At 70.9% G+C, this 15,180-nt stretch carries 13 protein-coding genes; 10 read left to right on the top strand and 3 right to left on the bottom strand.

Annotated features, from left to right (window positions below; translation table 11 throughout):
- The first annotated feature begins 17 nt into the window (after nt 1-17).
- Nucleotides 18-1,103 (top strand): HAD family hydrolase, encoded by a 1,086-nt coding sequence (locus ABD54_RS09340; RefSeq protein ID WP_047869043.1) that lies wholly within the window; start codon nt 18-20, stop codon nt 1,101-1,103.
- Between the two features lie 37 nt (nt 1,104-1,140).
- Here ABD54_RS09340 and ABD54_RS09345 read toward each other — a convergent pair whose 3' ends face one another.
- Nucleotides 1,141-1,803 (bottom strand): O-methyltransferase, encoded by a 663-nt coding sequence (locus ABD54_RS09345; RefSeq protein ID WP_047869044.1) that lies wholly within the window; start codon nt 1,801-1,803, stop codon nt 1,141-1,143.
- Nucleotides 1,804-2,074: 271 nt separating this feature from the next.
- Here ABD54_RS09345 and hrpA point away from each other — a divergent pair, with 271 nt between their 5' ends.
- Both hrpA and ABD54_RS09355 read left to right on the top strand, forming a co-directional pair.
- A complete protein-coding gene (gene hrpA, locus ABD54_RS09350; protein ID WP_047869045.1) occupies nt 2,075-6,025 on the top strand; it encodes an ATP-dependent RNA helicase HrpA in 3,951 nt (1,316 codons plus the stop codon).
- Nucleotides 6,026-6,262: 237 nt separating this feature from the next.
- Nucleotides 6,263-7,216: a hypothetical protein gene (locus ABD54_RS09355; protein WP_047869046.1), complete on the top strand. Its 954-nt coding sequence runs from the start codon at nt 6,263-6,265 to the stop codon at nt 7,214-7,216.
- 141 nt (nt 7,217-7,357) lie between these two features.
- Here ABD54_RS09355 and ABD54_RS09360 read toward each other — a convergent pair whose 3' ends face one another.
- Nucleotides 7,358-7,849: a GNAT family N-acetyltransferase gene (locus ABD54_RS09360; protein WP_047869047.1), complete on the bottom strand. Its 492-nt coding sequence runs from the start codon at nt 7,847-7,849 to the stop codon at nt 7,358-7,360.
- A 7-nt stretch (nt 7,850-7,856) separates the two neighbouring features.
- Complete coding sequence (locus ABD54_RS09365) at nt 7,857-8,129, bottom strand: DUF1778 domain-containing protein (RefSeq protein WP_047869048.1); 273 nt, start codon at nt 8,127-8,129, stop codon at nt 7,857-7,859.
- 325 nt (nt 8,130-8,454) lie between these two features.
- On the opposite strand from ABD54_RS09365, the gene ABD54_RS09370 reads away from it, so the two are divergent.
- From ABD54_RS09370 to ABD54_RS09400, 7 genes are all read left to right on the top strand, one after another.
- On the top strand, nt 8,455-9,531 hold the full coding sequence (locus tag ABD54_RS09370) for a lactonase family protein (protein ID WP_047869055.1): 1,077 nt from the start codon (nt 8,455-8,457) through the stop codon (nt 9,529-9,531).
- Nucleotides 9,532-9,958: 427 nt separating this feature from the next.
- Nucleotides 9,959-10,654 carry a glycoside hydrolase family 11 protein gene (locus ABD54_RS09375; RefSeq protein ID WP_047869049.1) on the top strand — a complete coding sequence of 232 codons (696 nt, stop codon included), beginning with the start codon at nt 9,959-9,961 and terminating at the stop codon, nt 10,652-10,654.
- A 219-nt stretch (nt 10,655-10,873) separates the two neighbouring features.
- The gene (locus ABD54_RS09380) at nt 10,874-11,215 is read left to right on the top strand and encodes a VOC family protein (RefSeq protein WP_047869050.1); all 342 of its coding nucleotides are present in this window, start codon (nt 10,874-10,876) and stop codon (nt 11,213-11,215) included.
- 259 nt (nt 11,216-11,474) lie between these two features.
- Nucleotides 11,475-12,791 (top strand): choice-of-anchor A family protein, encoded by a 1,317-nt coding sequence (locus ABD54_RS09385; protein WP_152692026.1) that lies wholly within the window; start codon nt 11,475-11,477, stop codon nt 12,789-12,791.
- A gap of 206 nt (nt 12,792-12,997) precedes the next feature.
- Nucleotides 12,998-13,630, top strand: a complete 633-nt coding sequence (locus ABD54_RS09390) for a biotin transporter BioY (protein ID WP_047869051.1) — start codon at nt 12,998-13,000, stop codon at nt 13,628-13,630.
- Complete coding sequence (locus ABD54_RS09395; protein WP_047869052.1) at nt 13,630-14,310, top strand: energy-coupling factor ABC transporter ATP-binding protein; 681 nt, start codon at nt 13,630-13,632, stop codon at nt 14,308-14,310. The genes ABD54_RS09390 and ABD54_RS09395 overlap by 1 nt, the downstream gene beginning before the upstream one ends.
- The gene (locus tag ABD54_RS09400; protein ID WP_047869053.1) at nt 14,307-14,921 is read left to right on the top strand and encodes an energy-coupling factor transporter transmembrane protein EcfT; all 615 of its coding nucleotides are present in this window, start codon (nt 14,307-14,309) and stop codon (nt 14,919-14,921) included. The genes ABD54_RS09395 and ABD54_RS09400 overlap by 4 nt, the downstream gene beginning before the upstream one ends.
- The last annotated feature ends 259 nt before the right edge of the window (nt 14,922-15,180 follow it).

Here is a 15,180-nt window from a genome sequence, read left to right on the forward strand (position 1 = left end):
GAAGAGGAGGAGCAACGGTGAGCGCAGACACGCAGAGCCGCGATCCGGCGCTGGTGAAGTGCCTGGTGTGGGACCTCGACAACACGCTGTGGCGGGGGACCATCCTGGAGGGGGACGAGCCGGTCCTGGCCGAGGAGCTCCGCGACGTGGTGGTCGAGCTGGACTCCCGCGGCATCCTCCAGGCGGTCGCGAGCAAGAACGACCACGACATGGCCTGGGCCTGGCTGGAGAAGCTCGGAGTGGCCGAGTACCTCGTGCTTCCCCGCATCGGCTGGGGCCCCAAGTCGCAGTCGGTACGGGCCATCGCGGACCGGCTGAACTTCGCCCACGGGGCGGTCGCCTTCATCGACGACCAGCCCGCCGAACGCGCCGAGGTCGAGTTCTCCCTCCCCGAGGTCCGCTGCTACACGGCGGAGCAGGCCGCGTCCCTGCCGGAGATGCCGGAGTTCAGCCCGCCCGTGGTCACCGTGGACGCGCGGCGAAGGCGCACGATGTACCAGGCGGGGTTCGCCCGCGAGGAGGCACGGACGGACTTCACCGGCCCCGACGAGGAGTTCCTGCGCTCCCTGGGCCTGGTGATGGGCATCGGTAGGGCCGGCGGGGAGGACCTGTCCCGGGTCGAGGAACTGACCGTGCGGACCAGCCAGATGAACGCCACCGGAGTGCACTACTCCGACGCCGTACTGCGCGGGCTGCTGTCGGACCCCGGGCACGAGGTGCTGGTCGTCACCCTCGCGGACCGCTTCGGCCCCCACGGGGCCGTCGGAGTGGTGCTCCTGGAGAGGCACCCGGCGGTGTGGCACCTGAAACTGCTGGCGACCTCCTGCAGGGTGGTCTCCTTCGGTGCGGGCGCCGCGATCCTGAACTGGCTGGTCGACCAGGCCGCGCGCGGTGGGAGGCACCTCGTCGCGGACTTTCGGCCCACGGAGCGCAACCGGATGATGGAGATCGCCTACCGGTTCGCCGGATTCACCGACGACCCCTGCCCGTGCTCCGGGGAGGTGGCCGGGACCGCCGAGGAGGGGGTCCAGAGGCTGCACCTGGAGGCCGAGCGCCGCGAACCCCCCGCCACGCTCAGGATCGAGGCCGCGGACCTGGGGTGAGGACCCGCCGGGTGGAGGCCACCCGGCGGCGCCCTCCCTACCGTTTGCGGACCAGGGTGATCCCGTCGGCCATGGGGACGAGGGAAAGGTCCACCCGCTCGTCGCGGTGCAGGGCCTCGTTCAGCTCACGGATCGCCTCCGTGTCCGGGTCCCGCGCGTCCCCGTCGGCCACGCGGCCGGAGAAGAGGGTGTTGTCCACGACGATGAGACCGCCGGTGCGCACCAGCGGGAACGAGCGCTCGTAGTAGACCGGGTAGTTCTTCTTGTCGGCGTCGATGAAAACCATGTCGAAACTGCCCGGTCCCTGTTTCCCGGCCAAATCCGAGAGCGTTTCCGCGGCGTCCCCCACCCGCAGTTCGATGCGGTCCTCCACCCCGGCGCGTTTCCAGTGGGGGGCGCCTATTTCCGCCCAGCGGTCCGTGATGTCACAGGTGGTGACCTTTCCCCCGGCAGGGAGGGCGCGAGCCATGCACAGGGTGCTGTAGCCGGTGAAAGTGCCGATCTCCAGTACCGAACGGGCGCCGACCAGCCGGACGAGGAGGGCCAGCAGCTGTCCCTCCTCCGCCATAACCTGAAGCGACTCCCCTCCGGGAAGTCCGGACGTTTCCCGGCGAAGTTCGGACAGGACGCCGTCCTCGCGCAGGGAGGCGCCGCGCACGTAGTCCAGAAGGGCGGGGGTCATTTCGGTCTGATGAGCCATGCGGTGGATACTAGACGGAGCGACCGGGCGGGACAAAGCACGGGGAATGGCGGTTTATCCGCTCCGCGTGGAAAGGGAGTCGCCCGGGGCGGCCCCACCGGGCCGCCCGCCCAGCGCGCGGCGGCCGGACGCGCGCCCCGGAACAGAACGGACCCGCCGGGCGTTGGCCGGTACGTGCCCGCGGCGCCCCTTCGCCCGCCCGCGACCGCGCGCCCACCGCGCGGACCCGGCGGCGAAAACCGGTTGCCGTCCCTCCTACCCTTGACTACTGATGAGCACCACCACGCCCGCGCCCGCCGCGGACACGCTGCGCTCCCGGCTGCGCGACCTCATGCCCTCGGACCGCCACCGGCTCCGTCGGCGTATCGACGGCCTGGCCAAGATCGGCGACGAGCGCCGCCGCGCCTCCGTCGCAGCCCAGATCTCCGGGGACGTCGACGAGGCGCTCCTGCGCGTGAACCTGCGCCGCGAGTCCGTGCCCGAGCTGAGCTACCCCGAGTCCCTGCCGGTCAGCTCCCGGCGCGACGACATCGCCGAGGCCATCCGCGACCACCAGGTCGTCATCGTCGCCGGTGAGACGGGCTCGGGCAAGACCACCCAGCTCCCCAAGATCTGCCTGGAGCTGGGGCGCGGCGTCATGGGCACCATCGGCCACACCCAGCCCCGTCGGCTGGCCGCCCGCACCGTCGCCGAGCGCATCGCCGAGGAGATCGGCACCCCGCTGGGCGAGACGGTCGGCTACAAGGTCCGCTTCACCGACTCCTCCAGCGACAGCACCCTGGTCAAGCTGATGACCGACGGCATCCTGCTCGCCGAGATCCAGCACGACCGCATGCTGCGCCAGTACGACACGCTCATCATCGACGAGGCCCACGAGCGCAGCCTCAACGTCGACTTCCTGCTGGGCTACCTCAAACAGCTGCTGCCCCGGCGCCCCGACCTCAAGGTCGTCATCACCTCGGCCACCATCGACCCCGAGCGCTTCTCCCGCCACTTCGACGACGCCCCCATCGTCGAGGTCTCCGGGCGCACCTACCCGGTCGAGGTCCGCTACCGGCCCGTCTCCGAGGAGATCCTCGACCCGGAGGAGAGGAATCCCGGCGGCGGCACCGACCGCGACCAGACCCAGGCCATCCTGGACGCCGTGGACGAGCTCGGCCGCGAGGCCCCCGGCGACGTACTGGTCTTCCTCAGCGGCGAGCGCGAGATCCGCGACACCGCCGAGGCCCTGGAGAAGAAGAAGCTCCCGGGCACCGAGGTCCTGCCGCTCTACGCGCGCCTGTCCACGAACGAGCAGAGACGCGTGTGGTCCTCGCACAGCGGACGGCGCATCGTCCTGGCCACCAACGTCGCCGAGACCTCGCTGACCGTCCCCGGCATCAAGTACGTCATCGACCCCGGCACCGCGCGCATCTCCCGGTACTCCCACCGCACCAAGGTGCAGCGCCTGCCCATCGAGGCGGTCTCCCAGGCCTCCGCCAACCAGCGCAAGGGCCGCTGCGGCCGAGTCTCGGAGGGGATCTGCATCCGGCTGTACTCGGAGGAGGACTTCCTCTCCCGCCCCGAGTACACCGACCCCGAGATCCTGCGCACCAACCTGGCCTCGGTCATCCTCCAGATGGCCGCCCTGGGGCTGGGCGACGTCGCTGCCTTCCCGTTCGTGGACGGCCCCGACCACCGCCAGATCAAGGACGGCGTCAACCTCCTCAACGAGCTGGGCGCACTGCACCCCGACGAGTCCGGGGGCAGGCGCAGGCTCACCCCGACGGGCCGCCGCCTGGCCCAGTTGCCCATCGACCCCCGCCTGGGCCGGATGGTCCTGGAGGCCGAGGAGCGCGACGTCCTGGGCGAGGTCCTGGTCATCACCGCGGCCCTGTCCATCCAGGACCCGCGCGAGCGGCCCACGGACAAGCAGCAGCAGGCCCAGCAGGCGCACGCCAGGTTCACCGACAAGGAGTCGGACTTCCTGGCCTACCTCAACCTGTGGAACCACCTGCGCGAGAAGCAGCGGGAGCTGTCGGGCAACCAGTTCCGCAGGCTGTGCCGCGAGGAGTACCTCAACTACCTGCGCGTACGCGAGTGGCAGGACATCCACGGCCAGCTCAGGCAGGTCCTGCGCTCCATGGGTGTGGAGGTGCCGCAGCCGCGCGAGGAGGCCGCCGACCCCCGCGGCGTGCACATGTCCCTGCTGGCCGGACTCCTGTCGCACGTGGGCCTCAAGGACCCCGAGAAGCACGAGTACCTGGGGGGACGGGGCGCCCGCTTCGCCCTCTTCCCCGGTTCGGCGCTGTTCAAGAAGCAGCCCCGCTACGTGATGGTCGCCGAACTGGTGGAGACCTCCAAGCTCTGGGGCCGCATGGTGGCCCGGATCGAACCCGAGTGGGCCGAGGAGCTGGCCGGGGACATCGTCAAGCGCAGCTACAGCGAGCCGCACTGGGAGCGCAAGCGCGGCGCCGTCATGGCCTTCGAACGCGTCACCCTCTACGGCGTGCCCATCGTCGTGCAGCGCAAGGTCTCCTACGGGCGGATCGACCCCGAGCTGTCCCGGGAGCTGTTCATCCGCCGCGCCCTGGTCGAGGGCGACTGGGAGACCCGCCACCACTTCTTCCACGACAACCGCAAGCTCCTGGACGAGGTGGAGGACCTCGAACACCGCGCCCGGCGCCGCGACATCGTAGTGGACGACGAGACGCTGTTCCAGTTCTACGACGCCCGCCTGCCGGACTCGGTGGTCTCGGCCGCGCACTTCGACTCCTGGTGGAAGAAGGCCCGCCGCACCGAGCCCCAGTTGCTGGACTTCACCCGAGACGAGCTCATCAACGAGGGCGCGGGGGCGATCAGCGAGGACGACTACCCGGACGTGTGGCGCCAGGGCGAGTTCACCTTCCCGCTCAGCTACCAGTTCGAACCGGGCAGCGACTCCGACGGCGTCACCGCGCGCGTCCCGGTCAAGTTCCTCAACCAGGTGGAGGACACCGGGTTCGACTGGCAGATCCCGGGTCTGCGCGACGAACTGGTGACCGCGCTCATCCGGTCGCTGCCCAAGCCGCTGCGCCGCAACTTCGTCCCCGTCCCGGACAACGCCGCCCGCGCCCTGGCCGGACTGGCCCCCTACGAGGGGCCGCTCACCGAGGCGCTGGCCGCCGAGCTCACCCGGATGGCGGGCGAGCGGATCGCCCCCGGCGACTTCCAGCTGGACCGGGTACCCGACCACCTGCGCATCACCTTCCGGGCCGTGGACGACCGGGGCCGGACCCTGGCCGAGTCCAAGGACCTGGAGAAGCTGCGCGCCAAGCTCAAACCGCGCCTGCGCGAGGCGATCTCGGCCGAGGCCAAGGGCGTGGAGAAGAAGGGCCTGACCTCCTGGGACTTCGGCCCGCTGGAGCAGACCCTGGAGCGCAAGGCGCTGGGGCCCAAGGTCAAGGGCTACCCGGCGCTGGTGGACGAGGGCGACAGCGTCGCGATCCGCATCTTCGACACCCGCCCCGAGCAGCGCGCCGCGATGTGGGCCGGCACCCGCCGGCTGCTGCTGCTCACAGTGCCGTCCGTGGCGAACGTGGTGAGCAAGGGGCTCAACAACCCCGACAAGCTGGCCCTGGCCGACAACCCGCACGGTTCGATCCGCAGGATGCTCGACGACGCCGAGGCGGCGGCCGTCGACCACCTGCTCGCCCGCGGGGGCGGGCCGGTGTGGAACGGCGAGGACTTCGCCGAGCTCGCCGACCGGGTGCGCGCCGACCTCGGCGACACCCTGGCCGAGATCCTGGACAGGTCGGCGCGGGTCCTGGTGCTGTGGCGCAAGGTGTCCAAGAAGGTCAAGGGGACCACCTCCCTGGCCGTGCTGCCCTCGCTCAACGACGTGCAGGGACAGCTCGGCGACCTGGTGGGCGAGGGTTTCGTGACCCGCACCGGCCTGGCCCGCCTGGACGACCTGCACCGCTACCTGCGCGGGGTGGAGTACCGGCTGGACAAGCTGCCGGAGAACCCGCGCCGCGACCAGGTGAACATGTCCAAGGTCGAGCAGATGCGCCAGGCCGTCGCCAAGCTGCGCGGGAGCCTGCCGCCCGGCCGGGCGGCCGACCCGGACGTGGCGGAGCTGCGCTGGATGCTGGAGGAGTACCGGGTGAGCCTGTTCGCGCAGGAGCTGCGCACGGCCTACCCGGTCTCGGACAAGCGCATCCTCAAGGCGGTCGAGGCCGTCAAGGCCGCCGAGCGCGGGTAGGGGTCGCGGCCGCGTCGCCCCCGTACTCAGGGTGCCCGCCAGCAGGTGCCGATTCCGGGCTGACCGGAAACGTGGCTGGTGTGCCGCAAGGGCCCTGAACTGCGGTGATCTTGTACTTATAGCGAGTTTGGAGCGCCGAACCTCGCTATAAGTACAAGATCATCCGGGGAGGGGCACGTTATCCACAGGAGTCGTCTACTCCTGGTGGCCGCAACTCCAGGAGTGGACAGTGGGTCTATGGCGCCCCACGCACTGCTCTCCGATGTCCCCCTCGCCGCGGCCAACGCGACCGCGATGCGCCAGTACGGTGTTCTCAGCTGGCACCAGGCCCGCGCCCACGGGCTGCGCCAGGGCGACATCCGCTGCCTGCTGCGCAGCGGTCAGTGGGAGAGGCCGTACCGGCAGGTGTACTCCGTACGTTCCCTTCTGCCGCCGTCCGCGAGCCCCGACAGGCTCCGCAGCAAGGTCATGGCCGCGCAGCTGGCCCTCGGGCCGCGCTCCTTCGCGGGAGGGGAGACCGCCACGCGGCTGTGGGACATGCAGGGGCTGCCGCCGTGGGACGGCCACGAGATCCACATGGTCATCCCCGCGCTCGGGGCGCAGCGCCACGTCACCGGCGTCACCCTGCACAGTTGGGACGTCCTGCCGGAGGAGGTCACCGAGACCGGCCGCGGCATCAGGACCACCCGGCCGGGACGCACACTGCGAGACACCCTCCTGCGGGTGGGCCGGGACACCGCGGTGTGCCTGATGGACTCGGCCCTGAACCGGGGACTCGTCAGGCGCGAGGAGTTCGGGGAGCTGGAAAGGGCCAACCAGGGGCGCAGGGGGTGTGTGAACGTCCGTCGCTGGTGGGCGCTGGCCGATGCCCGTGCCCAGAGCGCGCTGGAGACACGGGTCCGCCTGGTCTGTGTCGACGGGGGCCTGCCCCCCGACGAACTCCAACGCCGCTTCACGGACGGCTGGGGCAGGACGATCGCGGTGGTGGACTTCTGGTGGGAGGGACCCGGACTCATCGGAGAAGCGGACGGCCTGGGGCCGCACGGCCTCCCGCAGATCCTCGCCCGGGACAGGGAAAGGCAGAACGCTCTCCAGCGGTGGCACCCGGGCGTCAGGATCGCTCGCTTCACCTGGCAGGACCTCGAACGCCCCGAGTACATCCTGGCCACTGTCGCCAACGCCGGGCGCTGACCTTCCGCCCCCGGCCAACCCTCCGGTCGTTGCCAAGTTCGCTCCTAAGGCAGAGCACAGGCAGGGGGTCGGGGCCGCCGGGGCGCTCCCCCCGACCTACTGCGAAGGAGCCCTGCCCGGTCGACCGGGCAGGGCTCGTCGTCATTCGAGCGTCTTGGCGATGTCGCTCATCTTGCGGTACAGGCGCATGCTCCCGGGGATTCCGCGGAATCCGTGTTTCTCGTAGAAGGTGTACGCGCCCTCGTCCGAGGCACCGACCACGAGGAACCGGACCGCGAAGACCTGGTTGCCCGTCAGGGCCCGTTCGAAGGCGTCCACCAGCAGAACCGGGCCGAGCCCCTGTCCCTGGTAGCGGGTGTGCAGCGCCAGTCGCGCCAGCAGCACCGCGGGAATCCTGTGCATGCTGCCCCGCGCCAGGGCCTTGGGCAGCTCCTCCCTCTCCAGGCTCATGGAGGTGAAGGAGTAGTAGGCCGCCACCTCCGTGCTGCCCTCCTCGCACCAGACGAAGGTGGCGGCGGTGTTGCTGGCCCGGGCGTGCAGCGCGCTTCTGCGCAGCCAGGAGTCCAGTTCCTCCTTCCCGCAGGAGAAGGAGTCGGTCCGGTGCGCCCGCTGGAGGGGCTGGCAGACGAACACGTTCCGGTTACCTATTCACTACGGAGCGGTGCTTGCGCGCCGCGGAGGCCAGTGCCTCGATCGGCTGCGCGGGTTCCTCCAGGGACTCGACCATGGCGTCGAAGAACGCTGCGGGGACCGTCGTGGTCTGCTCGCGTTCCACGATCTCCTCGGCCGCCTCCCGGGCTGCCCGGACGACGAACTTGGAAGTGGACTCGTGGCTGATACGGGCCGCTTCGAGGAGCAGCTCCTTGTCCTCGGGCGTAAGGCGGACTTCGATGCGTTCTGTGGCGGTACTCATGGGGCGTGTTCCTTCGTGCTGGGCGGCCCCTCGACCGGCCGTGTCGGAAGCACGGGCGAGAGTGTACTCAATTGTACGGCACTTGTACGGGGGAATCCGTGGGGATGTGATGTACCGCGGAGCCGAAGTTCCTGTCTGCGCCGGGCAGTCCTCCCGCTTCACAAGGAGGCCCTTCGAGGTGCCAGGCCCGCCGGGGCAGCTCTGCCAGTCGGGGATCAAGGCCTGTAGCATGCGCTCTGTACTTCAGTGGTGTAGACCACTGTCGGTGGACATCACAGGCGCGAGGGAAGCGAGGCCCCCGGTGGGCGAATCGGCGGACAGCTCGATGGACGGCAAGCGGCTCCTGCTGGTGGGCACCTACACCCCCGACTCCGACCCTCCCGGAGAGGGCGAGGGCATCTACCGCGTCTGGTTCGACCCCATGACCGGCGAGATGACCCACGGCGGCGCCGCCGCCCGTACCCCGGGCCCCTCCTTCCTCGCCTTCCGCGAGGACCCGCCCACGGTGTACGCGGTCAACGAACGCGAGAAGGGCACCGTCACCGCCTTCCGGATCGACGGCCGGGCAGGGCTCACCGAACTGGGCCAGGCCCCGACCGGCGGCGGGTCGCCCTGCCACGTGCTCGCGCGCGGCTCCGAACTGGCGGTGACCAACTACGCCAACGGAGTGGCCACGCTTTACGCCCTGGCCGGGGACGGCTCCCCCGGCGAGACGGTCGCGGAACTCGCGCACTCCGGAAGCGGCCCGGTCACCGACCGCCAGGAGGGTCCGCACGCGCACAGCGCCGCCGCTCCCGACGACCGCCACCTGCTGGTGGCCGACCTCGGCACCGACGAACTGCGCGTCCTGCGCGGCGGCGAGCAGGTCGGCGCCGTCGCCCTGCCCCCGGGCACCGGGCCCCGGCACACGGCCGTGGCGGGGGAGTACCTCTACGTCGCCGGTGAGCTGGACTCGCGCGTGCACGTCCTGCGCTGGGATTCGGCCACCGGCACCGCCGAGCACCTGGGCTCCGTCGAGGCCACCGGCGAGGAGGCCGCGGGCCGGAACTTCCCCGCCGAGATCCTCACCAACGGCGACCACGTGTACGTGTCCAACCGAGGGGCGGACACGATCGCCGCCTTCGCCGTCCGCGACGGCGGCGCCCGCCTGGAGCACGTCGCCAACACCCCGGCCGGAGGGCCGTGGCCGCGCAACTTCACCGTCGTGCGCGGCCACCGGGAGGAGCCCGACCACCTGGTCGTGGCCGCCCAGAACGGCCACTCGCTGGCCTCGCTGCTCCTCGACCCCGGCACGGGCGTCCCCGCCGACACCGGTCACCGGCTGCGCCTGCCCGTCCCCGTGTGCGTGCTGCCGGTGCCCATCACCCGCATCCGCCGACGGGCCGGGGAGGCCCGGGGCTGACCGGGCGGCGCCCCGTGTCAGGAGCGCGGGGCGCCGCTTCCGCGCCCGGGCCGGAGACGGGCTCGGGGCCGGTCGCGGGAGAGGAAGAGGCGCGCGACAGGGTTCGAAACTATCCGAAAACTTTCGGTTCGGGGGCCTGGGTTCTGCACCCGGAATCGCGGTACTGCGTGTCATTCTCGAATTCCCTGGCCGAAAATACCCTCTGGTCAGGGAATTCGCTTCTTCGGTGGAGATTAACCTAACCGAAACTTTCCGGAAACCATTGACAGCCCGGCAGGGCCGGACGAATACTCTCACACACGGCAACCAGCCAAACCCGCCGCGTTATACGACGTCGAAGTGCGGTGGCCGCTCCCCGGCCACCGGCGACCACTCCGGCTCGCATCGCGCTGGCTGACCCCCCTGCCAGCCTTCGCAAGGAGGAAACATGTCAACGGAAGACACCCCCACCCCCCGACTCCCCCAGATCAGCCGCAGAGGAATCCTCGGCGGTGTCGGCGCGCTGGCGCTGTCCGCGCCCGCGCTCATGGCGATGCCCGGCATCGCCCACGCCCAGACCATCACCCAGAACCAGACCGGCACCCACAGCGGCTACTACTACTCGTTCTGGACCGACGGCGGCGGCTCGGTCTCCATGACCCTGGGCAACGGCGGCAACTACAGCACCCAGTGGCGCAACACCGGCAACTTCGTCTGCGGCAAGGGCTGGAGCAACGGCAGCCGCCGCAACGTGAACTACTCCGGCGGCTTCAACCCCTCCGGCAACGGATACCTGTGCCTGTACGGGTGGACGTCGAACCCGCTCGTGGAGTACTACATCGTCGAAAGCTGGGGCAACTACCGGCCCACGGGAGAGCACCGGGGCACGGTCTACAGCGACGGCGGCAACTACGACATCTACCGCACCATGCGCTACAACGCCCCCTCGGTGGAGGGCACCCGGACCTTCCCGCAGTACTGGAGCGTCCGCCAGTCCAGGAGGGTGGGCGGGACCATCACCACCGGCAACCACTTCGACGCCTGGAACAGGGCCGGAATGGGCCTGGGCGGCTTCAACTACTACATGATCATGGCGACGGAGGGCTACCAGAGCAGCGGCAGCTCCAACATCTACGTGGGCTGACCGGCCTCCGGCTCGCCGACACGGCCGGCGGCTCCCGGAACGCCGACGGCCCCGTGTGAGCCGGTGACACCCCGAGCCCGCGCCTGTGGCGCGGCGGTCCCCCGGCCGCCGCGCCGCAGCCTGTCAGGCGGGGCCCCCTGCCCGCGCACGGGCGAACGGACCGCAGCCCGTCGGCCCGCCCCGATGGCGCGGCCGCCGTGCCGCACCTAGGATCCCCTCATGGCACTCGACCTGTTCGCGGGAATCCCCGTCGCCGACCACGCGGCCGCGCTGGAGTGGTACGAGCGTCTGCTGGGGCGCCCGCCGACGTTCGTCGCCAGCGACACCGAGGCCGTGTGGGAACTCGCCGAACACCGCTCCGTGGCCGTCGAGCACGTGCCCGAGCGGGCCGGTCACGCCATGCTCACGGTCTTCGTCGACGACTTCGACGAGCGCACCGCACGGATCGCCGCCCGCGGGATCGACCCCGTGAAACGGGAGACCTACCCCAACGGCGTGCGCAAGGCCCTGTACCGGGACCCGGACGGCAACGAGATCGGGTTCGGCGGCGCACCCGTGTGAGCGGGCCGGAGCGGGGTCTGCGTCTTCGCCGACTCGGCGGGCGAGCGCGGCGGCTGGTGGGAGAGCAGCACGTCCTTGTCGGCGAGCTTGTCGCGCGCCCAGCCGCGCTCGTGCCGGGCTGAGCGGCTGCGGTTCTACGTGGAGACGGCTCTCGGAACGGACCGGCCCAGTACCCGCCGATGGGGAAACGCTGACGTTTTCCCCCATCGTCCCGTCGTGCCTTCCCATTTCCGGGCCATGTCATGGTCACAATGTGTACATGATTGGTCACGAAAAGCGCACGCACCGCTCGGCCGCCAGGGGAGCGGGCCGGACCTTCCTGGTCACGGCCGCCACCCTGGCCTTGGCCGCGGGCACCATGTCGACCGCCCCGGGGTTCCGCGGCTGGTGGGCCCCGGTCCCCGCCGCCGCGGCGGTCACGGTCAACCCCGTCGCCCCCGCGCTCGGCTTCAACGCCATCTCCGAGGGCGACACCTACCTGGCCGGGACCGAGTCCGAGGGCCCGATCGCGGTCGGCGGCGACCTGTCCTTCGGCCGCGACTACCGGGTGCGCATCCACAACGACGGCGACTTCACCGACGGCGGTGAGGACAACCCCGTGGCCCTCCTGGTCCAGGGCGAAGTGGACTTCGAGGAGAGCGACCCGCAGGGCGTGCTCGACGTCCTCACCGGCGGTTACGTCAAGATCGGCGACTTGGACGACGCCGACGTCTACACCACCGACAACAACAACGCCTCGGTCAACACCCGGATCGTCCCCCAGGGCGCCGGCTACGAGGGCTACCCGCGGGTCCAGCTGAACACCAGGCAGCCCGCCGACTCCGTGGGGCCCGCACCGGACCTGATCGACTTCGAGGAGGCCTTCTCCGCCTTCCGCTCCTATTCGTCCGGGTTCGCGCTCTGCTCCACCACGGCCACGCTGACCACGCCCAACGGTGATCCGATCGACCCGGACGACATCCCGCTCGGGGCGGACCTGCACGTCAGCCTCACACCCGGTGAGCAGAACGTCCTCAACCTCACCGCCGAGGAGCTGAACTCGCTCTCCCAGTTGACCTTCAACGATCAGCCGACAGAGGACACGCCGCTCATCATCAACGTCGACACATCGGGCGTCGGCGGCGACTTCACGTGGGAGGGCCCCACCGGCGCCGGGCTGAGCGGCTCCACGGCCCCGTACACCCTGTGGAACTTCTCCGACGCCCGGACGGTCACCATCCCGGTGGGCACCGACAGTGTCGAGGGCACCGTCTACGCCCCGAACGCCGCGGTCAACCACTACTCCTCGGCCAACATCGAGGGAACGGTGGTCGCCCGAGAGTTCACCCAGGACTTGGGCGGCCCGCGCGAGAGCCAGCGCGACACGCGCGTCGTCCGGCCCTTCGAACTGCACTACCACCCGTTCGACGCCGAGCTGACCACTTGTGACGCCGGTCCGGCCCCGGACCCCGATCCCACGCCCGACCCGGACCCGACGCCCGACCCGGACCCGACGCCTGACCCGGACCCGACGCCTGACCCGGACCCGACGCCCGACCCTGAGCCCGGTCCCGACCCGAAGCCGGGCTACCGGTAGGAGCACCGGCCGCCCGGGCTCGTCCCCTCCGGGGAGGCCCCGCGGGTCCGCGGGGAGGGGGCAGCCCCTCCCTGTGACGCGCGTCTCAGGCGACCTTCTACAAGGCCGGGGCCCGCAGAACTGTGCGCCCCGGCCTTCGTCCTGGTCACCGCCATAACGGACAATGGGCAAAGATCCGCCTCCACGACCTCCCGAGGGAAACGCCCATGCCCACGACCAGGACCGACATCCGTCACAGGGGCCTGACCGCCCGCGACCTCGCGCTCATCGCCGCGTTCGCCGGGCTCATCGCCGCCCTCAGCGTCACGGTCGCCATCCCGCTGCCGTTCTCGCCGGTGCCCATCACCCTCCAGACCCTGGGCATCATGCTCGCCCCGAGCCTCCTGGGCTGGAAGCGCGGCCCCCTCGCCGTGGCGGCCTTCATCGTGCTCGGCCTGGCCGGGCTCCCGCTCTTCGCGGGCGGCATGGGCGGCGTCGGGGTCCTGGCCCGGCCCTCGGCCGGGTTCATCGTCAGCTGGGTCTTCGCCGCGCTGGTCATCGGCCTGCTCACCGACCTCATGGTCCGAGGCACCCGGGGGCGCTACCGGTTCTGGGCGGGACTGGGGATCAACGTCGTCGGCGGAATCCTCGTCATCTACGCCATCGGGGTCCCCTGGATGGCCGTCGTCATGGGCGACGGGGTCCTGGCCGCCGCCTACTCCATGGTGGCCTTCCTGCCGGGCGATCTGCTCAAGGCCGTGGTCACCGCGCTCATCGCCAGCGCCGTCCACCGCGCCTACCCGGTCCCGCCCGCGGGCCGCCCCGTCCTGGAGACCGCCACCGGCCGCGGGGAATCCTGATGCTGCGCCTGGAGGGCGTCTCCCACTCCTACGACGACCGCGCCGTGCTGCGCGACGTCACCCTCGACCTCGCCGAACACCGCATCGGCGTGATCGGGGCGAACGGATCGGGCAAGTCCACGCTCGCCCGCACCCTCAACGGCCTCGTCGTCCCCGACGAGGGCCGTGTGACGCTGGGGGAGTGGGACACCCGGCGCCACGCCAAGCAGATCCGGCGCCGGGTCGGCTTCGTCTTCTCCGACGCCGCCAACCAGATCATCATGCCCACCGTGGCCGAGGACGTGGAGATCGGCCTGCGCTCCCTGAAGCTGGGCCGAGAGGAGACCGCCCGCCGGGTGGAGTCGGCCCTGGTCCGCTACGGCCTCGACGGCCACCGCGACCACCCCGGCCACCTGCTCTCGGGAGGGCAGAAGCAGCTCCTGGCCCTGGCCTCGGTACTGGTCACCGAGCCCGAGGTACTGGTCTGCGACGAGCCCACCACCCTGCTCGACCTGCGCAACACCCGCGCGGTGCACCGGACCCTGGACGGCCTGGAGCAGCAGGTCGTCCTTTTCACCCACGACCTCGACCTGCTCGACGGCTTCGACCGGGTGCTGGTCGTGGACGCGGGGCGGGTGGTCTTCGACGGCGTTCCCGGCGACGCCGTGCGCCACTACACCAAGCTCATGGACGAGCGGTGAGCACGGTCGGCCTCTACGTCCCCGGCACCGGGTTCCTGTACCGGATCCCGGCCGGGGCCAAGCTCCTCGCGCTGCTGCTGGCCGGTGTCGGCCTCGTAGTCTGGGCCGACCCCCGGGTCGCCGTCGGAGCCCTGGCCGCCGCGCTCGCGCTGCACCCTCTGGCCGGTCTCCCGCTGGGGCGGGCCTGGTCCGCGCTGCGCGCGCTGTCGCCGTTCCTACTGGCCATCGGCCTGTTCCAGGTCCTGTTCGCGGACTGGCAGACGGCCCTGCGCCTGTGCGCGCAGCTAGCCGCGCTCGTCCTGTTCGCCAACCTCGTCACGCTCACCACCCGCGTGCGTGCGATGCTCGACCTCTTCGAGCGTATGGCTGGCCCGCTCAGGCACGTCGGCGCCAACCCCGACCGCGTCGCCCTCGTCCTGGCGCTCACCGTCCGCTCCATCCCGATGGCCGCCTCCGCCTGGCAGGCCGCGCGCGAGGCCTACCGCGCGCGGGGCCTGTCCGGTCGTCCCCACCTGCTCGTGGTCCCGGTCATCGTCCAGCTCCTGCGGATGGCCGACGCGACGGGGGAGGCACTGGTGGCACGCGGTATCGACGAGGACACCCGCAACTGAGGATTCGCCCGCCGGGACGGACGAAAAGAGGGAACCGGGTACCGATTCGGTATCGAGATGTTCGTATTCGCGACATTTCACTGGATAATGGCGGCATTCCAGCCCATCCGCGTATCAGCGAACCGGTGATAGCGTGCCCCGGCATCTCCCCGCCGACACCCGAGCCCGGTCCGTCGCCGTCGTGGCGGCCGTCCTCGCGGTGATCATGGCCTTCACCCTGCCCGGCGCCGCCTCGACGGCGACGGACCGGGCTCGGGTG

The sequence above is a fragment of the Nocardiopsis sp. RV163 genome, from assembly GCF_001029525.1.
Lineage (GTDB): Bacteria > Actinomycetota > Actinomycetes > Streptosporangiales > Streptosporangiaceae > Nocardiopsis > Nocardiopsis dassonvillei.